This window comes from Flavobacterium sp. xlx-214 (assembly GCF_013874595.1).
Classification (GTDB): domain Bacteria; phylum Bacteroidota; class Bacteroidia; order Flavobacteriales; family Flavobacteriaceae; genus Flavobacterium.
Map to the genome: position 1 here is coordinate 2,398,159 of NZ_CP059431.1, position 23,120 is coordinate 2,421,278.

Annotated in this window: 23 protein-coding genes; 13 read left to right on the plus strand and 10 right to left on the minus strand. The window is 30.5% G+C overall.

The window, feature by feature from the left end; translation table 11 throughout:
* Positions 1 to 40: 40 nt before the first annotated feature.
* From H1R17_RS11230 to H1R17_RS11250, 5 genes are all read left to right on the plus strand, one after another.
* The gene (locus H1R17_RS11230; protein ID WP_181729225.1) at positions 41 to 1,243 is read left to right on the plus strand and encodes an erythromycin esterase family protein; all 1,203 of its coding nucleotides are present in this window, start codon (positions 41 to 43) and stop codon (positions 1,241 to 1,243) included.
* Positions 1,244 to 1,521: 278 nt separating this feature from the next.
* The gene (locus H1R17_RS11235; RefSeq protein WP_163431185.1) at positions 1,522 to 2,046 is read left to right on the plus strand and encodes a hypothetical protein; all 525 of its coding nucleotides are present in this window, start codon (positions 1,522 to 1,524) and stop codon (positions 2,044 to 2,046) included.
* Between the two features lie 246 nt (positions 2,047 to 2,292).
* On the plus strand, positions 2,293 to 4,290 hold the full coding sequence (locus H1R17_RS11240; protein WP_163431186.1) for a sensor histidine kinase: 1,998 nt from the start codon (positions 2,293 to 2,295) through the stop codon (positions 4,288 to 4,290).
* 240 nt (positions 4,291 to 4,530) lie between these two features.
* Positions 4,531 to 5,118 carry a hypothetical protein gene (locus H1R17_RS11245; RefSeq protein ID WP_163431187.1) on the plus strand — a complete coding sequence of 196 codons (588 nt, stop codon included), beginning with the start codon at positions 4,531 to 4,533 and terminating at the stop codon, positions 5,116 to 5,118.
* A 6-nt stretch (positions 5,119 to 5,124) separates the two neighbouring features.
* The gene (locus H1R17_RS11250; protein ID WP_163431188.1) at positions 5,125 to 5,571 is read left to right on the plus strand and encodes a hypothetical protein; all 447 of its coding nucleotides are present in this window, start codon (positions 5,125 to 5,127) and stop codon (positions 5,569 to 5,571) included.
* Between the two features lie 366 nt (positions 5,572 to 5,937).
* Here H1R17_RS11250 and H1R17_RS11255 read toward each other — a convergent pair whose 3' ends face one another.
* The 7 genes from H1R17_RS11255 to H1R17_RS11285 all read right to left on the minus strand — a co-directional run bounded on the left by H1R17_RS11255 (position 5,938) and on the right by H1R17_RS11285 (position 12,276).
* Entirely contained in the window at positions 5,938 to 6,630 is a 693-nt protein-coding gene (locus H1R17_RS11255; protein WP_163431189.1) for an SDR family oxidoreductase, read from the minus strand.
* 65 nt (positions 6,631 to 6,695) lie between these two features.
* A complete protein-coding gene (locus H1R17_RS11260) occupies positions 6,696 to 7,547 on the minus strand; it encodes a methylated-DNA--[protein]-cysteine S-methyltransferase (RefSeq protein WP_163431190.1) in 852 nt (283 codons plus the stop codon).
* A 119-nt stretch (positions 7,548 to 7,666) separates the two neighbouring features.
* A complete protein-coding gene (locus H1R17_RS11265; protein ID WP_205600657.1) occupies positions 7,667 to 8,161 on the minus strand; it encodes a YfbM family protein in 495 nt (164 codons plus the stop codon).
* A gap of 275 nt (positions 8,162 to 8,436) precedes the next feature.
* Entirely contained in the window at positions 8,437 to 9,246 is an 810-nt protein-coding gene (locus H1R17_RS11270) for a DUF4249 domain-containing protein (protein ID WP_163431191.1), read from the minus strand.
* The gene (locus H1R17_RS11275; protein WP_163431192.1) at positions 9,246 to 11,393 is read right to left on the minus strand and encodes a TonB-dependent siderophore receptor; all 2,148 of its coding nucleotides are present in this window, start codon (positions 11,391 to 11,393) and stop codon (positions 9,246 to 9,248) included. The genes H1R17_RS11270 and H1R17_RS11275 overlap by 1 nt, the downstream gene beginning before the upstream one ends.
* 178 nt (positions 11,394 to 11,571) lie before the next feature.
* Complete coding sequence (locus H1R17_RS11280; protein ID WP_240453326.1) at positions 11,572 to 11,976, minus strand: CCC motif membrane protein; 405 nt, start codon at positions 11,974 to 11,976, stop codon at positions 11,572 to 11,574.
* Positions 11,977 to 11,997: 21 nt separating this feature from the next.
* Entirely contained in the window at positions 11,998 to 12,276 is a 279-nt protein-coding gene (locus H1R17_RS11285) for a DUF2752 domain-containing protein (RefSeq protein WP_163431193.1), read from the minus strand.
* Positions 12,277 to 12,331: 55 nt separating this feature from the next.
* Between H1R17_RS11285 and H1R17_RS11290 the strand changes: the two genes are divergently transcribed.
* Complete coding sequence (locus H1R17_RS11290) at positions 12,332 to 12,517, plus strand: hypothetical protein (RefSeq protein ID WP_163431194.1); 186 nt, start codon at positions 12,332 to 12,334, stop codon at positions 12,515 to 12,517.
* A complete protein-coding gene (locus H1R17_RS11295; protein ID WP_163431195.1) occupies positions 12,507 to 13,073 on the plus strand; it encodes a Smr/MutS family protein in 567 nt (188 codons plus the stop codon). The genes H1R17_RS11290 and H1R17_RS11295 overlap by 11 nt, the downstream gene beginning before the upstream one ends.
* A 17-nt stretch (positions 13,074 to 13,090) precedes the next feature.
* On the opposite strand, the gene H1R17_RS11300 is transcribed toward H1R17_RS11295, so the two are convergent.
* Positions 13,091 to 14,023 (minus strand): hypothetical protein, encoded by a 933-nt coding sequence (locus tag H1R17_RS11300; protein ID WP_163431196.1) that lies wholly within the window; start codon positions 14,021 to 14,023, stop codon positions 13,091 to 13,093.
* Between the two features lie 98 nt (positions 14,024 to 14,121).
* Between H1R17_RS11300 and H1R17_RS11305 the strand changes: the two genes are divergently transcribed.
* From H1R17_RS11305 to mqo, 6 genes are all read left to right on the plus strand, one after another.
* Positions 14,122 to 15,744: a sugar MFS transporter gene (locus tag H1R17_RS11305; protein ID WP_163431197.1), complete on the plus strand. Its 1,623-nt coding sequence runs from the start codon at positions 14,122 to 14,124 to the stop codon at positions 15,742 to 15,744.
* A gap of 99 nt (positions 15,745 to 15,843) precedes the next feature.
* A complete protein-coding gene (locus H1R17_RS11310; RefSeq protein ID WP_163431198.1) occupies positions 15,844 to 16,746 on the plus strand; it encodes an EamA family transporter in 903 nt (300 codons plus the stop codon).
* Positions 16,743 to 17,867 carry a cysteine desulfurase family protein gene (locus H1R17_RS11315; protein WP_163431199.1) on the plus strand — a complete coding sequence of 375 codons (1,125 nt, stop codon included), beginning with the start codon at positions 16,743 to 16,745 and terminating at the stop codon, positions 17,865 to 17,867. Before H1R17_RS11310 ends, H1R17_RS11315 begins: the two co-directional genes overlap by 4 nt.
* Positions 17,868 to 17,974: 107 nt before the next feature.
* Positions 17,975 to 19,156: an AIR synthase related protein gene (locus H1R17_RS11320; RefSeq protein WP_163431200.1), complete on the plus strand. Its 1,182-nt coding sequence runs from the start codon at positions 17,975 to 17,977 to the stop codon at positions 19,154 to 19,156.
* Positions 19,157 to 19,169: 13 nt separating this feature from the next.
* On the plus strand, positions 19,170 to 19,574 hold the full coding sequence (ruvX, locus tag H1R17_RS11325; RefSeq protein WP_163431201.1) for a Holliday junction resolvase RuvX: 405 nt from the start codon (positions 19,170 to 19,172) through the stop codon (positions 19,572 to 19,574).
* A 56-nt stretch (positions 19,575 to 19,630) separates the two neighbouring features.
* Positions 19,631 to 21,121, plus strand: coding sequence for a malate dehydrogenase (quinone) (mqo, locus tag H1R17_RS11330; protein ID WP_163431202.1), 1,491 nt, complete (start codon positions 19,631 to 19,633; stop codon positions 21,119 to 21,121).
* Between the two features lie 115 nt (positions 21,122 to 21,236).
* On the opposite strand, the gene H1R17_RS11335 is transcribed toward mqo, so the two are convergent.
* Together H1R17_RS11335 and H1R17_RS11340 are read right to left on the minus strand one after the other, a co-directional pair.
* Positions 21,237 to 22,412, minus strand: coding sequence for a class I SAM-dependent methyltransferase (locus H1R17_RS11335; RefSeq protein WP_163431203.1), 1,176 nt, complete (start codon positions 22,410 to 22,412; stop codon positions 21,237 to 21,239).
* A 2-nt stretch (positions 22,413 to 22,414) separates the two neighbouring features.
* Entirely contained in the window at positions 22,415 to 23,119 is a 705-nt protein-coding gene (locus H1R17_RS11340; protein WP_163431204.1) for a 16S rRNA (uracil(1498)-N(3))-methyltransferase, read from the minus strand.
* Between the last annotated feature and the right edge of the window lies 1 nt (position 23,120).

Genomic DNA, 23,120 nt, shown 5'->3' on the forward strand with positions numbered 1-23,120 from the left:
AGTAATATTGACTATAAACCACTAATAAAACCAGATAATAATGAAAAACCTTTTCAAAAAAAGCATCGCATTATTTTTTACAATGTGTTTTGCATTAAGTATTCATTCTTCTTTCTCGCAAGAGTTAACAAAAGAAGACAACGATTTGTTATTTAGTGATATAGGACAAAAACAAATTGTTGCTTTGGGCGATGCTACCCATACTGATTATACGGCAAGTAAATTCAGAGTTGATCTTATAAAAGAGTTGGTTGAAAAACATAATTTTAGTATCATCGGTATCGAATCAAACCTTTTCGAAGTATATAAAGCTTTTGAAGATTTTAAAAAAACAGGAAATATATCCGAAATGAACAGTTCACTATATACTGTTGTGAAAAATAATGAACTAGACAAATTATTCTTTTTCCTCAAAGAACAAAATGAAAAAGGCAATAATATAAAGGTTTATGGTTTTGATCCAAATTTTTCGGGAGACAATACACATGAAACATTTACGAAGGCAATTCAGGACAATTTGACTCATGTAGAAATGGAGTGTAATAACATATCAGTTGAAGATTTTTCAAAACACTTTAAAAAACTAATGCCCACCAATCTAAAAGCCTTGTTACGTACAAAAAAAGATTACAAAATAGTTCATGATTATTTAACCTGTTACCTTGATAACGTTTCAACTACTGATGAAAACGCATATTTTAATAGCTATGTATTCAATATCAAAACGTCATTAGGGAAAAAAATAGAAGGTAAAAAGTCTAAAATAAACAAATCTCATATACTTAGAGATTCATTAATGTTTGAAAATATTGATTACTTAAGAAATAAGTATCCTAATGAGAAAATGATTTTGTTCGGTTCATCAACTCATTTCAAAAGAAATGTCAAAGCAACAAATTCAAAATTTGCGCAAAGTAGTGGCTGGATAAACTTGGGAGAACGATTATCTAAAGAATTCCAAAACGATTATTTTTTTATTGCCTATACGGGTGTGTCAGGAAATACAAGAGGTTTTTATGGCAAAAAACAAAAGTTAAAGAAACTAATTCCTTATTCCATAGAAAAAATGGTTGATGAAAAATATGATGCAAACATAGAGATTATGTATTTAAGTAAAAATCGAGATAAAACCATCTTAGACGAAGCTGTTTATTCTCGTTTTATGGGAAATACTTTTTATGAAATAGACCTTAATAGCACTGTAGATGGTTTATTTTTTATAAGAAATAGCAATCTTGAATAAAAAGCAAAAAGTTCTGTTGGCATGTATTTATCTCAGGCTTTTTATAGAATAAGCATCATATAAAATTTAACTTTTAGGGTAGTTTAACTACCCTTTTTTTATTTCTTAAACAAGTACATTTATACAGAATTTTAATGCTTTTGTAAGAAACAAATTAGAATAGTATAAAAGTATATTAATCTAAGAGCATTGTGTTAAGAAAAAAGGTAAAAGCAAAGTAAATAAGTAAGATATACTTAAAAATATAAAAACATTTAACAAAGTAAACTTATAGAACAATGAAAAAAGCAATAAAAATGTTAGCTTTAGTAGGTATAGGCATTGTTATGCCTAAAGCGCATGCACAAGAAAACAACCAATTGTACATGGGACCAGGTATAGGGCTTGATTATGGTGGTATTGGTGCCAAAATAGAATACTTACCTATTAAAAACATAGGCGTTTTTGCTGGATTAGGTTATAATTTATTAGGTATAGGCTGGAATGTTGGTGCTACTTATAAAATAATGCCTACTAAAAAAGTATCTGTTAATCCTATGGTTTTTTATGGTTATAATGGAGGTTCAAAAGTGAATGGTCTCCCTGATTATGATATGATTTCTTACGGAGTAACCGCTGGTGTTAATATAGATTTTAAAATGGGAAAAAAAGGCAATAAATTAAGTGCAGGCGTATTTGTTCCATTTAGGTCGCAAAAATTTATGGATAATTATGATGCCATGAAAAATGATTATCGTGTTGTGTTACAAACCGAGTTGTTACCTATAGCAGTGGGTGTAGGTTATAATTTTAGATTGAATTAAAAATAAGTGGTAGTTTATAATGTAGATATATTCCTATTTAAACAAAGCTTTTTTTCTTTTTTATTATGCACTAGGGAATCGTAATAGAGAAGGAGGATGTTCATGTCAAGCCTACTACTTATAAAATCTTAAATTAGAAAGAAGCCTTAATAAAGGTTTCTTTTTTTTATGTTTTGTGTTTATAGTTCGTTAATTTGTTTTGCAAGGATTGTTATTTTTACATATCCGTTAAAATTATTTTTTTAAATGAAATTTCTATTTTTTTTAATATTATTAGGTTCTCTGTTAATTGGATGTAGCAAAAAATCTGATCAAAATGACTTAAAAGATTTCTGGGATAGCTTCGAAATGTCAGCTGATAAGGATAAATGGTTAGATCATTATTATTCAAATTTACAAGAAAATGTAAACAGGAAAGACTATAGTTCAGAGCTTTTAAATGTTGCAATAGCATATAAAGAGCTAGGTAATATTCCAAAAAATTACAATCTACTTCACAAGGTCAATAAATTGGCTAATAAACAAGGAAATCTAAGTCAATTAGGACTTGTTAATAGGTATTTAGGTGATTATTTTGAATCAATTGAAGTATTAGATAGTTCTTTTTATTATTATACCAAGGCTGAGAAATATTATAGTGATATTGAGTCTGAGCGAGTTGAATTTGCTAGAGTAATTTTATATAAGGCAGATGTTTTGTATGATATGGGCATTACAACAGAAAGTGAGGTGGAAACAATAAGAGCATTGTCTATTTTATCACAAAATAAGGATCATAGATTAACATATGAAGCTACTGTAAAAATGACTTTAATCCTTAAAGATCTGAATGATTTTGCTAGTGCAAAGAAATATTATGATAAAATTCCTGAACTATTAAGTATTCTTGAAGATAGTGAACTTTATGAGAAAGATATTGACAGGGGTTGGTTATCTTATTACAATAACATTGGAGGATATTATGATAAAATGGAAGATTTTGTAAAAGCACAATCTTATTATAAGTTAGCTTTACAAAAGCCATATGTTGAAAACCATGCTAAGCTTCATGCTATGATTCTAAATAACTATGCAAATAGTTTGATTAATAGTAATGTAAATGATTTAAAAATTGATTCTTTATTAAATAAATCACTACTCATTAGAGAAGAACTAAATCATCAACAAGGAATAATTGCCAGTAAGGTACGTATGTCTGAATATTACTTAAAGAAAAAAGATACCGTTCAATCGTTAAGAAATATAAAGCAGGCATATAAATTAGCTGTTGAAACTAAGAGTAATTCAGATGTATTAAGGATTTTGAAATTTTTAGCAGAAAATGAAAAAGAAGAAAAAAACTATTATCTAAATAAATACATTGTAGTAAAGGATAGTCTGCATAATGTAGAAAAATCTACTCGAAATAAATTTGCTAGGATTGCTTATGAAACAGACGAAATAGAAAAAGAAAATACTATTTTAGTTAAGCAAACACTTTACTATGGGATTAGTGCTATTATTTTTTTGTTACTTATACTTACATTATTTTTTATCTACCGTTTAAAACTTCGAAACAAAAAGTTAGCGTATCAAAAGAAAGAGCAAGATAATGTACAAAGAATTCAAGAATTACTTTTTGAACAACAAATTGCTTCAGAACATGCTAAAAATGAAGAAAGAGACAGAATAGCTAGAGATTTGCATGATTCTGTTGTAAACAGAATCTTTACAACACGTTTAAATCTTGAAAAAATAGCCACTAAAGATAATGAATCCAAAAGTAGAATAATCAATGAACTACTCAAAAGTGAGCAACAAATTAGAGATATATCTCATGATATACATGATAACTTATTTCATCAAAAGCAAAGTTTTTCCTCTGTTTTTGAAGAATTAGTGCTTTCTCAAACCAATAGTTTTAACACCGTTTTTAAATGTTCAGTTGATGCTCAGATTGATTGGTCTTCTTTAACAATTCAACAAAAAACACAACTATTTTTAATTTTACAAGAATTATTACAAAATGTAAATAAGCATTCTAAAGCATCAAATTGTTTTGTTTTTTTTATTAAAAATAAAGAAGGCATCCTTTTAAAAGTTCATGATGATGGAGTAGGTTTCAATTCTAAAGTAAAACCTAATGGTTTAGGATTAAAGAGCATTCAAATAAGAACAAAAAAACTGCAAGGTATTTTTGAAATAAAGAGGTTAAATAAAACAACTATTTCAATTTTACAGATTCCATTTAAAATAAACAATTAATTATTTATTTAACACTTCGGGTAGCTCATTTACCTAAAATCATAAATGTTAATGAGAACTTTTTATTTTTGTCATTGAATTCTTACTTTTGATACCAATCAAGATAAATTATTATCCAATAGATTAGTGTTTTTTTTATAAATGTAAAATTATGATAAAAGAGGTATTTATTTGTATGTCATATTTTTATTATGTCAAGAAATAATAGTTTCGCGTTTTACCTGGCAATCACCCCAAAGGATGGTGGGACATTTTTATTCAAATTTTTCAAATTTGGTTTGGCAGGTTGATAATGTTGATTATAAGTATGGAGCAACAGTAGTAAGTGGAAACAACTGGGGAAGTGGTGATGGTGTTACGCTTGGTAGTTTTATTTTAGGAGATGAAGATCTTGTAGCAGATCCAAATAATTCATTATTTCAGCATGAATACGGTCATTATTTACAAAGTCAGGCTATGGGACCTGCTTATTTTCAAAGAGTCGGTTTTCCAAGTATGTTTAGTAAAGGGGATCATGATTTTCACCCAGTAGAGCAAGATGCTAATCGAAGAGCTTTTATGTATTTTAATAAAGAGGTAGGTGGGTTTTATCAAACAGCAGATCAGTTTAGGTTCAATATAGAAAATAGGGTTAGAAGAGGTTGGGATTTTAATGAAAATCCTTTGAATGTAGACGGTTCAAATAGAGAAGGTATATATTTAGATTATAAAGATTTTGATCAGTTTCGATCTTTGAGTAGATTAACCATAAGAGCTTATTGGTATGATTATTTAGATACTTTTATACCCGCAGGCATTAATACATCATTTTATAACAGAGGAAGGTAATATAATATGAGAAAATTTAAAACGTTATTTTTATTATTATCTATTTTAATTTTATTTAGTTGCGAAGCAGATGATAAAGGGCATGAATTTATTACAATTGTGAATAAATCAAATATCAGAATTAAGGTTCAAATGGTAAGAAGTTCAAAAATCACCCATGCAGATACTTTATGGGTTTGTGGTATAGCCCCACTTACTATTGATACTTATGAAAAACGTATATTTGAAGCTGGGAGACATAGAAAAAGAAAAACATGGGAAAATGAATTTAGAGATATACCGTTTATTCAATTTTTAATATTTGATGCTGCGGTTTATGATAGTTTGATAGATTATGATGTTCCTTGTTCACAAATTGACTACACAATTCCTGTTAAACATTATTACCAATTAAAATTAGAAGATTTAGAACGAATGAATTGGGAAGTGGTATATCCACCAATTGAAGATTAAATGATGAACTACAAACTAACTAAGTTTGTGGTTTTTCATTTCCCTTGAAGAAATGGAGTAAACCTAAAGACAGATAAGTTCTTTTGAAAGTAAAACGAGTGGCCAAACGCCACTCATTTTCTGTATTGTACAGTGTAAAATAGGTAAAAAATAAAAGCAAGAAGGATGCAATAATACATCAGTGCGGCATGAAAGGAGTTAAATAGAGTTTCAATTTTCGTCACTTGTTACTAATCTAAGGAGGATTTTCATCAATTTAACAGATAATCGCTTATTAAATCCCCCTTAGTAGGGGCTATTAAACTATCATCTTATCACTGAAATTCCTGCATCTACTCTTAGTTCGGTTCCATGAATGTATGAGGCTTATTGTGAAGCAAGAAAAAGAACGGCGCTTGCAATTTCCCTTGGATCTCCTAATTGTTTAAACGGAATGGTAGGAATGATGCTTTGTATTGCTCCTTCAATTTGTTCTGTATTCAATCCAGTGTTATTAAAAATATTGGTTTTTATATGTCCAGGACTAATACCGTTTACTCGAATGTTTTTCTCTGTAAATTCTGCTGCAAAGGATTTAATAAAAGATTGAACTGCTGATTTGGCTGCTGCATATACCGAAAAATTTGGATTACCAAATTGTGTTACAAATGAAGTGTTTAAAACAATAGAGTTTCCTTCTTTCATTAATGGTAAAAGTTGTTGAACCGTAAAAAATGTACCTTTTACAAGCATATTAAACAACGTATCAAAATGAGCTTCTGTGGCTTCTTCAACTGATGAAAACTGCCCATACCCAGCATTTATAAATAGTAAATCGACTGATTTTGTAATTGCAGATACTTGCTCAAAAAGTTTAAATATGTCTAACATATTTCCTGCATTTGATACTATGCCAAATGCATTTTCTCCTAACTCATTTACAGCTTTGTTAACCGTTTCTAGGCTGCGCCCAGTAATGATAACCTGTCCACCTTCTGTAATAAATTGTTTTGCTGTTGCAAACCCCATTCCATTTGTGCCACCTCTAATAAGTGCAAACTTGTTTTTAAATCTTTGCATAGTAATTATTTTAAATTATAGTACAAAGATTGTGTACTTAAGCTAATGGTAAAACCCGAAACTTGCTATATTTCCAAGGTGTTTGTTTTGGCGCTTTCCCAACCTATGATAGCTGTTTTTCGGGTACTGCCCCACATATAACCGCCGAAATTCCCTGATGATTGAATAACACGATGACAAGGAATGAGAAAAGCTACAGGGTTACTTCCTATAGCTGTACCAACTGCTCTTGAAGCATTTGGGTTGCCAATTTGTTGGGCAATGTTGCCATAAGTAGACAGTTTTCCCATTGGAATTTTCAGAAGCGTTTCCCAAACTTTCAGTTGAAAATCGGTACCTTTTAAATGTAGTTTTATTTCGTTAGATTGATTCCAGTCATTTTGAAAAATAGACAATGCTTTTTGTTGAAAAGAATCTAATTTTAAATAAAAAATTGCGTTTGGAAATTTTTGTTTTAAGTTGTGCAATGCGTTAATTTCTTCATCTTCAAACGCCATATAACAAATACCTTTTGATGTGGAAGCCACAATTATTTTTCCAAACGGACTTTCCGCAAAATTGTAATTGATAGAAAGGTTTTTTGCTCCATTTTTATATTCGGCAGGTGTCATTCCTTCAATGTTTATGAATAAGTCGTGCAGTCGTGCAGTTCCAGAAAGCCCTGTTTCAAAAGCCGTATCAAAAAGGGTAGCTTGTTGGTCAGTAAGCAGTTTTTTAGCGTGCTCTATGCTGGTGTATTGCAAAAATTTTTTCGGAGTTGTTCCTGCCCATTCACTAAATAATCGCTGAAAATGAAATGAACTTAAATAAACATGTTCCGCAACTTCGTTCAAATTAGGTTGATCTTTAAAGTTGGTTTTTATGTATTCAATTGCTTCAGCAATTCTATTGTAGTTGGTTTCTTGCTGCTTGTTCATTGTTCTGAATTTTACACTGTAAAGATCTGATTTATGTTACTTTCATAAAATCCGAAACTTGCTCAATTTTAATAATACTTTATGTTAGTACAATTTTTTAACAGCAACTTTTTTGTTTATTAATTCAAAAAAGTAATAATTGCTTCTCCATTTTTTGCAGCTTTCTCAAAAGCATCTTGTAATGCTAAAAATCCATCGGCAACATAATCAAAGGCATCATCTCCTTCATCCCAAATGGTAGGATAAACTTCTTGTTCATTCATTTTTTTCGGATCAAAATTCTGTTTTAAGTCTGCAATTGTAATGGTCGAAATTTCAGTGTTTAGTTCAGAAACTTGTTCTGGAGTCAAATAATGAGCTGGTCCATAACCTAAATCTTGCTCTTCGTCAATAATTTGTCCACTAAATAAAACGCGTACAAGATGATGTTCCGCATTGTCTAAACTTTGCCCCGTTAATAAAAATATAATTCCATCCCAAGATTTGTCAAGATCAATTAAATTTTCATTTTCTGTTTCATCGTCGTAAATCTTATCTTCTAGCAAAGAACTATCTTTTAAATATTCTTCAAGTTCAGCATGTGTTACTCGAAGTAAATTTCCTATCATACTCATATATCAAATCATTTTTTTGTGATACTTTAAAACTTTACACTATAATATTTTTTTGGTTTTGAAACTAGTTTATTAGATTTCAGGAGGTCTAATTTAAAGAAAAAAACAATGAGATGAAATGTTAGTTGTTCAAAATCAATATAAAATAACTAAGATGTTATGAAAAAAGTATAAGAAAAACAATAGAGTTAACATTATTTAAAGGATATACTAACTTAGCTTTCAGTTATTATATGCAGTTGGGATTTCTTATACTAATAACTACTTAAAGCAATTTATTGCACCTTATATATATAATGACTGCGTTTTGCCATGTGAAAATACCCTAAGGCATAGTTTTTTTCATTGGTTTGGTTTACAATGTTTCCTTTTATGGTACCCATTGGGCTTGCAAAAGGGTTGTTTGACTCACCAGAGATTGATAATAACTTAGATAAGTAATTGTAATAGTCTTTACTTACTGAATTTAGCGCATGATGTAATTCATCACCTGCTTTAATATCTTCTTTATCGTAAAAATACAAATCGTTCATTACATTACCATTGGTAAATTGATCGTCTGTAACACCAAAGAAATGATCAATAGGTGAAATCATTTGGATTAAATAATAGTTTTGTTCGTTGGCATTATCCTGAAAATTGAATCGGAATTCATAAGAATCGCCCATAATACCGCCATCATTCACCTGATCTACACTTATTACTTCTGGAGATGTCAATAGGGTTGAGGTTGCTTTGTAGGTTTCGTTCTTATAAACAACCATAAGTTCGTAAGTTGTGCCCATTTCTGGTTTTAAATCAGCAGTAATAAAGTTGCCTTCGCCCGTATTAGATAACGTATATGTTTGGTTGGTGTTTAAATCTTTAATAGATACATTGGCATTATCAACCTTAGGAAACACATTAGCGTAAAAATCTGTAGTAGTTGATAGTTTTATACGCACAAAATCTTCTTCACCTACAAAAACATTACCATCAATAACCAAACGCGGAGTATGCTCATCAAAATTAAGTTGTACTTCTTCCTCACAACTTATAAAAGTAAGACCAAGAAGCGTGCATAATAGGTATAAAATGTTTTTCATTAGAATTTAAAGTTATAAGTTACACTTGGCACAATACCAAAAATAGATAGTTTAGAGGTCTCAGTCATATTACTATTTTCTTTGGTTCTAAAACTAATGGATGCCGCATTTTTACGATTGTATACATTATAGATACCAAAAACCCACTCGCTTTTCCACTTTTTATGTTCGTTTTTAGTAGGAGTGTAGGTAGCCGATACATCTAAGTGATGAAAAGCAGGCATGCTGTAATTGTTTCGGTTGTTATAATTAGGTACTTGCCAACCTAAAAACTCGTATTTACCATCAGGATACGTTACCGGTCTGCCTGATTGAAGGATAAAACTTGCGTTAAAACTCCATTTTTTACTAAAATCATAATTAGCAACAATAGATAAATCGTGCAATCTATCGTGAGGGGTTCTGTACCATTCGCCATTGTTAATACCACTTTCGTCAGTAGTACGCCCTTTTGTTTGCTGTTGGCTACGTGCAATAGTATAAGCTACCCAACCTGTTATCTTGCCTGTGTTTTTTCTAAACAAAAACTCTAAACCATAAGCCTCAGTTTTACCATTTAAAAGCACTTGTTCTATAGCACGATTTCCAATTAAATCGGCACCATCAATATAATCCAATCTATTTTGACCTAATTTAAAGTACGATTCTATTTCAAGTGAGTATTTATTATCATTGAAGTTTTCAAAATAACCTACAGCATACTGATCAACAATTTGCGGTTTTACGTAAGGCCCACTTGGTTCCCAGATATCTAAAGGTGTTGCCGATGTAGTATTGGAAATTAAATGTACGTATTGTGCCATACGGTTATAACTCATTTTAACAGATCGATCATCAGTTAACTTAACCGAAACCGCTAAACGAGGTTCCAAATTGCCAAATTTGCTAATGGTTTTATTTTTACCATAATACGTTGTAGAAATAGGTGTGCCTTTCTCATACGTATCGGTCTCTTTATTATAAACTACAGCTTGGTTGTTTTGATACTCATTGATAGATTCCTCGCCTAAACGATGAAACATACTGTAACGCACACCATAATTTACAGATAAAAAGTCGTTTATTTCGTGCTCAGCTTCAATAAAAGCAGCATTTTCCCAAGCGTATTTATGAGGAATGATGTAAGGATTTACTTGTGAATCAGCTTTATTAGGCGTTATTTCCCCCGGATTAAAATCATAGTACAAACTGCTTATACCGTATTTTAGACTGAAAACATCTGAAATGTGTTGGTTTATTTTATAATTGAAATCGAAGTTTTTAATGCCAGAATCCCAATTAAAGCCAACAAAATTCAATGTTAATCCATAATAATAATCAGAATATCTAAGAGAAGCTTCGCTTCTAATTTTGTCTGATAAATTGCTATTCCAAGTTAAATTTGCTACCGTATTTCCAAATTGATTATTAAAAGCATCGTTGAATTTAAAGATATCTCGTCCAAAATATCCTGTAAAATAAATGTGATTATTTTCGTTTAAACGGTAACTCCACTTAGTATTTAAGTCATAAAAGTAAGCTGCGCTTTTAATATCGGTCATTTTTAGAAACAAATGCGCATACGAAGCACGACCTGCTAATAAAAACGATAACTTATCTTTAACAAGAGGTCCTTCAACTAACAATCGACTTGATAATAAACCTATACCACCCGTTGTTTTAAAATGCTGAAAATCGCCACTTCTTTGATTGATTTCTAACACGGAAGAAGCTCTACCACCATAACGCGCTGGAATTCCGCCTTTGTATAGTTTTAAGCTGCTAACGGCATCGTTATTAAAAACTGAGAAAAAACCATATAAGTGTGATGATCCGTAAATATTGGTATTATCTAAGAGCAATAAATTTTGATCAGATCCACCACCACGTACGTTAAATCCTGAAGTACCCTCGCCAGAATTTACAACACCAGGTAGTAATAATATTGATTTTAGAACATCGGTTTCACCTAAAACAACCGGCATTTTTTTAATTTCCTCAGCAGTAAGCTTATTAACGCTCATTTCGGGCTTTCGGATGTTGATTTTATTGACAGAGGTGTCAATAACAATTTCATCTAAGTCTTCACTTTTATCGGTTTCAACTTCTTGTGAAGTAGCGCTTAAAAACGACAGAAATAATAAAGTGCTGACAATTTTTTTTTGCATATAAGTGTTTTTTTTGATTAAAAATAAGGAATTTATTGGAATTGTCTAGTAAGATACTTTAGGTAACTGTATAAAAAACTATAATTACAAATGTACTTACACTTAAATCAATTAAAAAAAGCTATTCAAAAGTTCACTAAAAAAAACCTCGAAACTTAGTTTCGAGGTTTTTTATTAATTATTGATTTTGCATTGTTTTAAGTTGCTCTAAGTAATTTTGGTTCATTTCCATCATACCAGAATATCCTATTGTTACTAAGTAATAAATCATCATTATTAAATATATAGCACTTAAGATAATACCAATAATACATAAAATTCTACCTGTGTTAATGTTTTGAATTCCTGTATATTGGTTAGGGTTGCTGTTGTACAAAGCAGTATCTTTCTTAGCCATAACCAAACCAATAATACCTAAAATTAATCCAATAATACCCCAACAACAACATGTTAAGATAGAAAAGATACCTAGAATAATTACTGTAGTAGAATTTGGTAATTTAGTTACCATGAAGTTTCCATTTCCGTTATTATACGGGTTTGGATTGTTCATAGAATCGTTTTGATTTTGATAATTTTCCATAACTTTTTTAATTGATAAAATTTAAATTCGTTTGTAAATATAAGCAAATACCGTAATAACAGCGTTTGTAATGGCAAAAAAAATGATTAATTTATGGTAATTTCTTTTCTTATCAATAAAATGTAAAAATAAAAATAGAAATAAAAGCAGTGTTGTATAAATGGCAGGAAACATTTTAAATGCACCAACAAAATCACCTTGCATTAGCAAATAGGCTGCGCGTTGGGTACCACATCCTAAACATTCCACTCCAAAAATTTTTTTATTCATGCAGGGCAACATCAAATCTTCCACATCCATAACTTTTGTTTTTTTTTCGAAAGTATTAATTTATTACTTTTGAAAAAAATTTAAAATGAAAATTCTTGTCTATATAGTAAGTTTTGCATTAATGTTTTGGGCATTACTAGAGCAAACTAAAGAAAAACCAAATTTAATAATACAAATTATTGCAGTAGCTGTATTTTTCTTTTTAATGATGCGCTTAATGGATAAAACGCCAGGTAAATTTGATAAAAACGAACAACAAAATGAGCAGTAGTACGATAAAGATAAATGATTTTGTAGAAGTTTTAGATGATGCTTTTTCTGGAAAAGTGATAAAGATTGTAAATGATAAAGCTGTTATCCTTACTAATGATGGTTTTGAATTAAGTTTTCCTTTAAAACAATTAATTATTATTGGTGATGGATCCGCTTTAAATAAAGCATCAAATTATAGTGCTATAGAACAATCAAAGCAAGAAAAAGTAGTTGTAAATCATCATAAAGTTAATACTGATAAAAAATCACGAAAAGAAGATTTTGTGTTAGAAGTAGATTTACACATTGAGAAGTTGGTAAAAAGCTTTAAACATCTAAGTAATTTTGATATACTGAATATTCAGGTTGATACTGCTAGAGGACAATTAGAATTTGCTATTAGAAACAGAATTCCTAAAATGGTTTTTATTCATGGGATGGGAGAGGGCGTTTTAAAAAGTGAATTGGAATTTTTATTAGGTAGATATCCCGAAGTTACATTTAAAGAAGGTAATTATAGAAAGTACGGTTTAGGTGCAACAGAAATTTATATAAAACAAAATCCGAATTCTTAAGAATTCGGATTTTTGTTTTATTTACTATCAGGATTGTAAGTTCCAATAACTTGATCGGTTATTAAAAACTGTAAATCATCAGGGTTTTTAAAAGTAGCATTTACAATTTTAATGATATGTATGAATTGTGATGCGTTTGTTGTACTTTTTTTACTTTCTATAACAACTTGTCCTTGTTTAGCTGTCCAATGTTCGCCAATGCTTTCTTCAGGAATAACTTCACAATTATTTACAACTTTATTATCTTTTCTTAAAGTATAGTCTAAATAGGTGGTTGTATTTAAATTAATAGTTTGAGTACCTTCATTTTTAGGAAAAGAAATAGTTTCAGGTAACGCTAATTGCAAAATACCTTTATTAGTAGTAGCAAACAAAATATTGTTTTCGCAAATATCTATGTTACTAATTACAAAAGGTAAATTATTGGTTTTGTAAATATAATCGCCAAAAGCATAGGTTGCATATTTGATTTCTTGTGAACTATTAGAAAGGGTAATGTTTTCAAAATTAATATTGTACAAATACTTAACTGCTACATTTCCAGTTTCTTTATTAACAGTAGGAATAATATTGCGAACATATTTAATAGTACCGCCAGGTATTGAAGTATATTCAGCGGTTACTTTAGGGGTTGCGGGTGCAAGTATAGAACAAATAGCATTCGTGTTTATAGTACTATTATACGTTCTATAATATATTTGATTAGCAGCACTTGTTTGAATACTAAAAGTTTGTAATATTGGTGCAACAGAATCTAACAAAGATTTTTTTTCTTTTGAAGTAAAATCAACCAATAATAATTCTGTATTATTTATTTTAAAGTACAATTCACTGTCTTCGCATTTTTGAACTGCTTTTCCATTAAAATTCAAATTCTCAAAAACCATATCTCCATCATCACATGAAGATAAAGTTGATAATATCATTAAAACACCTATAATTTTTTTCATATCAGTAAATATCATAATGCAAAAATAACTTTTTTAGATGCAAAATGTTGGTTGTACCTTCAATTTTTTATATTTGATGAATTATATATCCATTTCACATGAGTCAAACAGTAAAAACCAACTATCCTGCCCTGTATACATTAATTGTAGTTTTCTTTTTTTGGGGATTTATGGCTGCAGGAAATAATATTTTCATTCCTTTTTGTAAAGATTATTTTCATTTAGATCAGTTTCAATCACAATTAATCGATTTTGCCTTTTATACTGCTTATTATATAGGTGCTTTGATTTTGTTTGCAACAAGTAACATAAAAGGTCGTGATTTGGTAACTTACTGGGGATACAAACGCAGTATTGTTTACGGTTTACTGTTTTCTACAATTGGTGCTGTAGCCATGATTTTAGCTGTAGAGGCTAATGTTTATTATGGTATGTTGTTGGGATTGTTTACAGTTGCTTTAGGTTTTTCATTGCAACAAACAGCCGCCAATCCGTTTGCTATTTTGTTAGGCGACGAAAAAACAGGCGCTAGCCGAGTAAATTTGGGTGGCGGAATTAATTCTCTAGGTACCACAATTGGTCCGTTAGTAGTTGCTTTTGCATTATTTGGAACCACAGCAGCGGTAACTGATAATCAAATAAAATCGTTGAGTTTAGATAAAGTGGTTTTGCTATATGTTTGTGTAGGATTGCTTTTTGTAGGTGCAGCTGCTTTGTTTTATTTTTCTAAAAAGTTACCAGAAGGTAAATCAACCGAAGTAATTGAAAAAGCTCCTAAAGCATTGAATACATTGGTTTTTATGACAGTTTTGTTATTGATTTGTTTCAGCTTTGTTTTTTCTACGTATAGAGAAAATATCGAAGTTATTAGTAAAGAAACTTTAGAGAATACTCGTGTTATGTGGCTTTCATTAGCATTAATTGTTGTGGTTTTAAGTCTATTATTTGCGTATAATCGTGCAACAGCAAAACCCGAAGGTTGGGGTGCTATGAAATATCCTCAGTTGGTTTTGGGAATGTTAGCAATATTCATGTATGTTGGGGTAGAAGTAGGTATTGGAAGTAACTTAGGTGAACTATTAAAATCGGAAGAATTTGGCGGATTAACATCATCTCAAATTGCACCTTATATTTCAATGTATTGGGGTAGTATGATGATTGGTAGATGGGCAGGTGCTGTAAGTGCTTTTAATTTAACAAAGAACAAACAATTGTTGTTAACTATCATTTTACCCATTATTGCTTTTGGAATCATCATAACAGCCAATATCTTAGCAAAGTATGATATGCATTATTTTTATGCTTTTATAGGATGCGTACTTTTACAAATAATTTTAATTATTTTAACTAAAAACACACCTGCCAAAACATTAATGGTATTTAGTTTATTTGGTATAATTGCTTTAATTGTGGGGTTAACATCAACTGATAAAACTGCTATTTACGCATTTTTATGTGGTGGTTTGGCATGTAGTATCATGTGGCCGGCTATTTATAATTTAAGTTTAATGGGATTGGGAAAATATGCTGCTCAAGGATCATCCTTTTTAGTGATGATGATTTTAGGAGGCGGAATAATACCACCTATTCAAGGTAAATTTGCTGATATTATCGGAATTCACTCTTCATATATTGTATCATTAGTGTGTTTTGTTTACTTATTGATTTTTGCCTTTGTAGTTGTTAGAATTCTTAAAAAGCAAAATATTACCATTGAATAACATAGAGAAAATATTTTACCACAAACGCATTGCTAATTAAGTGATGCGTTTGTTTTTTTATGTAAAACATCTAAAGTACTTTTGCATTTTTAAACAGATATGCAAAATTTAAAATATTACCTAGTAGCTTTTGTTGCTTTTATGCTTTGGGGCTTTTTTAGCTTAGCATTGAAACCAATTGCTTATGTGCCATCATTTGATATTTTATTTTATAGAATTGCTTTTTCAACGGTTTTAATTTTAATTGTTACTGTTTTATTTCGTAGAAAAATATTTTTAGATGATATTAAAGCGTTTAAAAAACTACCAAAAACCGATAAACAAAAAGGAATAAGATTAACAGTTGTTGGAGGGATTTTATTAGGCATCAACTGGTTTTTGTTTATTTATGTAGTGAATCAAATAAACGTGCAGTCGGCATCATTTGCATATTTAATTTGTCCTATTATCACTACTTTTTTAGCTAATATTCTTTTAAAAGAGCATTTGCAAAAAATACAATGGATTGCTGTTTGTATTAGTTTAGTAGCTTGTTTAATTTACTTTTTTAGCAATTCAAATAATTTATTGTTTGCTATTTTAGTTGCGTTAACGTATTCACTTTATTTAATATCGCAACGAAAAAACACTTATTTTGATAAATTTAATGCTTTGGTGTTTCAAATGCTTATTATTTTAGTGTTATCTATACCATATTTTATCATTCACGGTTTTGCTGTACCATCAGAAGCATCGTTTTATTTTTATATTTTCATTATTGCTTCAGTATTTACATTAATTCCTTTGTATTTGAATTTATATGCTTTAAAAGGAGCTTCGGCATCAACAGTAGGTATAATGATTTATATAAATCCTATAATTGCCTTTTTATTAGCAATATTTTACTATAAAGAACACGTAAATACTTTACAGTTTGTTTCTTATTTCTTAATTTTGTTATCTGTATTTATTTTTAACTATCAAATTATAAATCAATTAAAAAAGAAAACTATCAACCAATGAACCAAATATATTTAGATAATGCTGCAACAACATCTGTTCGACCTGAAGTTGTTGAAGAAATGATAAAAATTTTAACCAACGATTTTGGTAATCCTTCTTCAACTTACGCTATTGGTAGACATACAAAAGCATTAATCGAAACTGCTCGAAAAACAATTGCAAAACAATTTAATGTTACTTCGGGCGAAATTATTTTTACATCGTGCGGAACAGAAGGAAATAACTGGATTATTCGTTCAAGTATTCGCGATTTAGGTGTAAAAAGAATTATTACAACACGAATGGAACATCATTGTACTTTATACTCTATTCAACAAATGGAGAAAGAGTACAACACTAAAATTGATTTTGTAAATGTGTTGCCAAATAGTGAAATTGACTATGCGCATTTGGAAGAATTATTAAAAGATGAAGAACCTACATTAATTAGTTTAATGCACGTTAATAATGAGGTAGGTACCATTTTAGATTTAAAACGTGTTGCAGATTTGGCGCAACAATACAATGCTTTGTTTCATTCTGATACTGTTCAGTCTGTAGGAAAAATTGAAATTCCTTTAGATGAAATTCCAATCGATTTTATTGTAGCATCAGCACACAAATTTCACGGACCAAAAGGTGCTGGTTTTGTGTTTATTCGTAAAAAAAATGTGCTAAAACCATTAATTGTTGGTGGTGAACAAGAAAAAGGAATGCGTGCGGGTACCGAAGCTCCTCATCAAGTAGTTGGTATGTCTAAGGCATTAGAATTGTCTTACCAAGATTTGAATAAAGACCGTAAAACCATTACCGAATTACGTGATTATTGTAAAAGTCAATTAGAAGATATTTTTGAAGGTGTTGCTTTTAATGGTAACGGAAATACTTTTTATAATGTTTTAAATATACGTTTACCCTTTTCATCAGAAAAAGCTGCCATGATGTTGTTTCAATTAGATATGAAAGGAATTGCAGTTTCAAGAGGAAGTGCTTGCCAATCGGGTAGTCAGAAACCTTCGCATGTTTTAGCAGAATTTTTAAATGATACCGAACTTAGAAAACCAAGCTTACGTTTATCATTCGGTCATGAAAATACAAAAGAAGAGATTGATTATTTAATAGATGTATTAAAAAATGTATAATAAAAAAGCCTCAGAAATTCTGAGGCTTTTTTTTAAAAATATTATTTATTCTTTACATTGCAAAACAATGATAATAAACGTAAATTTGCACCATCAACACACAAAGTATGAGTTTAGAAAACAATACAAATCGTTATGCACAACGTGGCGTATCTGCGCAGAAAGAAGATGTGCATAATGCTATAAAAAATATTGATAAAGGATTATTTCCTAAAGCTTTTTGTAAAATTGTTCCTGATTATTTAACAAATGATGAAAATTACTGTTTAATCATGCACGCCGATGGTGCTGGTACCAAATCATCATTAGCTTATTTGTATTGGAAAGAAACAGGTGATATATCTGTTTGGAAAGGAATTGCACAAGATGCCTTAATTATGAATATTGATGATTTATTATGTGTTGGTGCTACAGATAATATTATGCTTTCATCTACCATTGGGCGTAATAAAAATTTGGTTCCTGGCGAAGTAATTTCTGCCATTATTAACGGTACCGAAGAATTAATTGATGATTTAAAAAAATTCGGAGTTACTATTCATTCAACTGGTGGCGAAACGGCTGATGTAGGCGATGTGGTACGTACCATTATTGTTGATTCTACAGTAACAGCACGTATGAAACGTAGTGATGTTATTGATAATGCAAACATTAAGGCTGGTGACGTTATTGTTGGATTAGAATCGTTTGGACAAGCAACTTATGAAACCGAATATAACGGTGGAATGGGAAGTAATGGGTTAACATCTGCTCGTCATGATGTTTTTGCGCATTACTTAGCTGAAAATTATCCTGAAAGTTTTGATCCTTCAGTTCCAAGAGATTTAATTTATTCAGGAGGTAAAAAGTTAACCGATGAAGTAGAAGGAGCTCCAATTAATGCGGGTAAGTTGGTTTTATCGCCAACCAGAACGTATGCACCTATTATAAAAGCAATTTTAGCTAAATACAATGCTGAAAATGTTCATGGTATGGTTCATTGTTCAGGCGGAGCTCAAACCAAAGTGTTGCATTTTGTTGATAATGTGCATGTTGTTAAAGATAATTTATTTGATGTGCCGCCATTGTTCAAGTTAATTCAAGAGCAATCACAAACAGGTTGGAGAGAAATGTATCAGGTTTTTAACTGCGGTCATAGAATGGAGTTATATGTAAGCCCTGAAATTGCAGAAGATATTATTGCTATATCTAAATCATTCAATGTAAATGCACAAATTGTTGGTAGAGTAGAAGCTTCTAACGAGAAAAAATTAACGATCAATTCAGTTTACGGAACATTTGAATACTAAATATAATCGCTTAATGGCCATTGATTATGGTGGCAAACGAACAGGTATTGCTGTTACCGATGAGATGCAAATTATTGCTTCGGGATTAACTACGGTTGATACAAAATCGCTTTTTTCTTTTTTAGAAGATTATTTTAAGAAGGAAATGGTTTCAAAAATTATAGTGGGCGATCCTAAACGATTGAATAACGAAGCATCAACAATAGCAGCCGAAATAAATAAGTTTGTTGAAAAATTAAGTGAATTATATCCACAAATTGAAATAATTAGAATGGACGAACGTTTTACTTCTAAAATTGCTTTTCAAACAATGATTGATGGTGGTTTAAAGAAAAAACAACGTCAAAATAAAGCGCTTGTAGATGAAATTGCAGCAACCATTTTGTTGCAAGATTATATGAGCAGTAATCGATTTTAAGAAAGTTATTGTAACATAACATATATAACGGAAGTTTAAAATAAGATCATTTTATAATGTCGACAATTAAAAATACAGAAAGCGACGTAGTACTAATAGGTGCTGGAATTATGAGTGCAACATTAGGTTTGTTATTAAAAGAACTAAACCCAAAATGTACCATAGAAATTTTAGAACGTTTAGATAGTGCTGCACAAGAAAGTTCTGATGCTATGAATAATGCAGGTACAGGGCATTCTGCTTTTTGTGAATTAAACTATACTCCAGAAAAAAACGGGGTTGTAAACATTAGCAAAGCTTTAGATATTTGTGAACAGTTTGAAGAAACACGTCAGTTTTGGTCGTATTTAGTGAATAAAAACATCATTCAATCGCCAAAAAGTTTTGTAAACACAGTACCTCATATGAGTTTTGTTTGGGGCGATGATAATGTACGTTTCTTAAAAAACAGGTACGAAGCGCTTAAAAAAACGCCTTTGTTTGATGCAATGGAATACAGTGAAGATGCTGCAACTATTGAAAAATGGGCTCCGTTAATCATGAATGGTCGTAAAGCTGGTGAAAAAGTAGCGGCTACGCATATGAATTTAGGTACCGATGTAAATTTTGGTGAGCTTACCCGCAGAATGATCAAACATCAAGTAAATCAAGAGGGTGTTTCGGTTACTTTTAATACCGAAGTTTACAACTTAAAGCGTACAAATGATGGCAAATGGACTGTTTTTATTAAAGATTTAAAAACGGGTACCAAGCGTAAAATAGTATCTAAATTTGTATTTATTGGTGCAGGTGGAGCTTCTATTTTGTTGTTAGAAAAATCGGGAATTCCTGAAGGAAAAGCATACGGTGGTTTCCCAGTTTCAGGACAATGGTTGGTTTGCGAAGATGAAAAATTAGCTGAGCAGCATTTTGCAAAAGTTTATGGTTTAGCCTCTGTTGGCGCACCTCCAATGTCTGTTCCTCACTTAGATACACGTTACATCAACGGTAAAAAATCGTTACTTTTTGGTCCCTATGCTGGTTTTTCAACTAAATTCTTAAAAACAGGTTCTTATTGCGATTTGTTTAAATCAATTTCTACTGGAAACATTGGAACAATGGTAGGTGCTGGTTTGGATAATATGGATTTAACAAAATACCTGATTTCCGAAGTTATGGCTTCTGAAAATAAAAAAGTAGATGCTTTGAAAAATTATTTTCCAAATGCTAAAAAAGAAAATTGGCGTTTAGAAATTGCAGGACAACGTGTACAAACAATGAAGCGCAATAAAGAAGGTAAAGCAGAGTTAGCTTTTGGTACTGAGGTAGTTAATGCGGCTGATGGTAGTTTAGCGGTTTTATTAGGAGCTTCTCCAGGAGCTTCAACAACGGTAACTATTATGTTGAAGTTAATTGAAAAATGTTTCCCTAACGAATTTAAAACGGCTGAATGGCAAGCTAAATTCAAAGAAATGATTCCTTCTTTTGGATTGAAATTAAACGATCATCCTGAATTGTTGAAAGAGTTAAGAGCTGAAACTTCTAAAACATTAGAATTGAAATACTAAAGATAGATATATTGCTATAATTTACAGTTTTTTGTCATTCCGTAGGAATCTAAAAGATATTTTAAGCATGACAAACTTTACGTAAATAACAAATATTATAATAAAGACCGATTTTTCAATCGGTCTTTATTTTTTTAGAGATGATTACAATTTTCTCGTCGTTTAAATCAGTTGTAAAAAAAACGTAGGTTTCACCACCTTCTTTTATTTTATGTTTTTTACGAATTTCTTCTACTTTCATAGAGAAATTTCGAGTAGTAATATTGCATTTTGTACCTTCTAACTGCTTCATTTCCTTTTTGTTGTAAGGTATTACTTTTTCAATTTCAAATTGCCTTCCAGGAAAATTAACAAGCGCTTCAGAAGTGTATAAATGAGAGTGTTTGTGTAGTTTACTCACTTGATATTCATTAGCCAAACTATTATAAACACCTATTTTTAAAAAACTACTAAAAGGTTCGTATATATATTTTTGAGGCAAACTTAACGTACAAAAAGCATCGTCTTCAAAAACAAAATCCTTAGTTATTAGTTTTCCGTTGGTTGATATGTTGCTGGCAATTAACTTCGGAAGGTTATTAAAACCTTTTTCTAAAACAATTAACAACTCTTTTACCTCGTTTTGTAAACTTATAGCGTAAATGTACTTTACATTGCTTAATTCGTTTAAAATAGACGAAATATCTAGTAATGGTGCTACTTTTATCAAAATATTGTTTGATTTAGAGAAAAGTAAGTCTTGTAAAGCAACAACATTTGGGGTGCAATCTGCCAGTAAAAATACTTTTGATTTTGTATCGTCTCTTCTTGCAGGATCTATGTAAATCCAATCAAAAGTTTCAGTAGTTTTTTCTAAATATGCAATACTATCACCACTAACAGTTTTGATGTTATCTTTTCCTAAAACCTTAAAATTGTGTTGTACAATGGCTGATAAATCTTCTTGAAATTCACAATGCGTTACATCTTTAAAATTTTGACTGAAATAAAAACAATCAATACCAAAACCTCCGGTTAAATCAATGATATTTTCTCCAGAAATTAAAGTCGATTTATATTCTGCTAAAGGTTCGGATGATGTTTGTTCAATAGATAAGGTACTTGGAAAAACAATGTCATCATTATTAAACCACGTAGGTAATTTTTTCTCGGCTTTTTGTTTTGCTTGAATTTGATTTAAAATCCACTTCCAATCATACGCTTCAAAAGGATTTTTTTGAAACGCTAAATCCTTAATGTTTTTGTTTAGATTATTGCTTATAAAGTGTTTTAAATCAATGGGTAAAAACATAACTAATTGTTTAAAAGTACAAAGGTATGGCAACCAACAATAGCTGCTGTTTCGGTTCTTAAACGGGTGTTTCCTAACGCAGCTGGTAAATACCCTTTTTGCAAAGCTTTCTCAATTTCGTTTGATGAAAAATCACCTTCCGGGCCAATTAAAAGCGTGTAATGATCTTGTAAGTTTACTTGCTCTTTTAGTTCTTTTTTAGATGTTTCTTCGCAATGTGCAATAAACTTTTGACCTGAAATTTCTTTATTTAAAAATTCAGAAAGTTTAATGGGGTCGTTTAAAACAGGTAAATAAAATTGATTGGATTGTTTCATAGCGCTGATTAAAATTTTATCAAAGCGTTCCGTTTTAATAACTTTTCTTTCAGAATGATCACATATAATAGGAGTTATTTCATCTACGCCAATTTCCGCTGCTTTTTCTAAAAACCATTCGTAACGATCGTTCATTTTTGTTGGAGCAACCACCATATGAATTTTAAAAGAACGTTCTTTTTCTTGATGGATGTTGGTGATTTTTACAACGCATTTTTTTTCGGATGCTAAAATAATTTCAGAAGTAAATAAAAATCCTTTTCCGTTGGTAATGTGTAGTATAGAACCTTCTGTTTTACGTAAAACTTTAACTATATGTTTGCTTTCTTCTTTATCAAAAATAAACTCATTTGATTGAGAATCTATATCTGGAGCGTAAAATAATTGCATA

Bases quoted from the DNA above. Each gene is read 5' to 3' on its own strand.
- H1R17_RS11300 (WP_163431196.1), bottom strand. From the start codon at position 14,023: ATGAAAAAAATTATAGGTGTTTTAATGATATTATCAACTTTATCTTCA.
- H1R17_RS11315 (WP_163431199.1), top strand. From the start codon at position 16,743: ATGAACCAAATATATTTAGATAATGCTGCAACAACATCTGTTCGACCT.
- H1R17_RS11320 (WP_163431200.1), top strand. From the start codon at position 17,975: ATGAGTTTAGAAAACAATACAAATCGTTATGCACAACGTGGCGTATCT.
- H1R17_RS11255 (WP_163431189.1), bottom strand. From the start codon at position 6,630: ATGCAAAGATTTAAAAACAAGTTTGCACTTATTAGAGGTGGCACAAAT.
- H1R17_RS11270 (WP_163431191.1), bottom strand. From the start codon at position 9,246: ATGAAAAACATTTTATACCTATTATGCACGCTTCTTGGTCTTACTTTT.
- H1R17_RS11245 (WP_163431187.1), top strand. From the start codon at position 4,531: ATGGTGGGACATTTTTATTCAAATTTTTCAAATTTGGTTTGGCAGGTT.
- H1R17_RS11305 (WP_163431197.1), top strand. From the start codon at position 14,122: ATGAGTCAAACAGTAAAAACCAACTATCCTGCCCTGTATACATTAATT.
- H1R17_RS11235 (WP_163431185.1), top strand. From the start codon at position 1,522: ATGAAAAAAGCAATAAAAATGTTAGCTTTAGTAGGTATAGGCATTGTT.
- H1R17_RS11340 (WP_163431204.1), bottom strand. From the start codon at position 23,119: ATGCAATTATTTTACGCTCCAGATATAGATTCTCAATCAAATGAGTTT.
- H1R17_RS11280 (WP_240453326.1), bottom strand. From the start codon at position 11,976: ATGGAAAATTATCAAAATCAAAACGATTCTATGAACAATCCAAACCCG.
- H1R17_RS11285 (WP_163431193.1), bottom strand. From the start codon at position 12,276: ATGGATGTGGAAGATTTGATGTTGCCCTGCATGAATAAAAAAATTTTT.
- mqo (WP_163431202.1), top strand. From the start codon at position 19,631: ATGTCGACAATTAAAAATACAGAAAGCGACGTAGTACTAATAGGTGCT.
- H1R17_RS11335 (WP_163431203.1), bottom strand. From the start codon at position 22,412: ATGTTTTTACCCATTGATTTAAAACACTTTATAAGCAATAATCTAAAC.
- H1R17_RS11260 (WP_163431190.1), bottom strand. From the start codon at position 7,547: ATGAACAAGCAGCAAGAAACCAACTACAATAGAATTGCTGAAGCAATT.
- H1R17_RS11275 (WP_163431192.1), bottom strand. From the start codon at position 11,393: ATGCAAAAAAAAATTGTCAGCACTTTATTATTTCTGTCGTTTTTAAGC.
- H1R17_RS11295 (WP_163431195.1), top strand. From the start codon at position 12,507: ATGAGCAGTAGTACGATAAAGATAAATGATTTTGTAGAAGTTTTAGAT.
- H1R17_RS11250 (WP_163431188.1), top strand. From the start codon at position 5,125: ATGAGAAAATTTAAAACGTTATTTTTATTATTATCTATTTTAATTTTA.
- H1R17_RS11240 (WP_163431186.1), top strand. From the start codon at position 2,293: ATGAAATTTCTATTTTTTTTAATATTATTAGGTTCTCTGTTAATTGGA.
- ruvX (WP_163431201.1), top strand. From the start codon at position 19,170: ATGGCCATTGATTATGGTGGCAAACGAACAGGTATTGCTGTTACCGAT.
- H1R17_RS11310 (WP_163431198.1), top strand. From the start codon at position 15,844: ATGCAAAATTTAAAATATTACCTAGTAGCTTTTGTTGCTTTTATGCTT.
- H1R17_RS11230 (WP_181729225.1), top strand. From the start codon at position 41: ATGAAAAACCTTTTCAAAAAAAGCATCGCATTATTTTTTACAATGTGT.
- H1R17_RS11265 (WP_205600657.1), bottom strand. From the start codon at position 8,161: ATGAGTATGATAGGAAATTTACTTCGAGTAACACATGCTGAACTTGAA.
- H1R17_RS11290 (WP_163431194.1), top strand. From the start codon at position 12,332: ATGAAAATTCTTGTCTATATAGTAAGTTTTGCATTAATGTTTTGGGCA.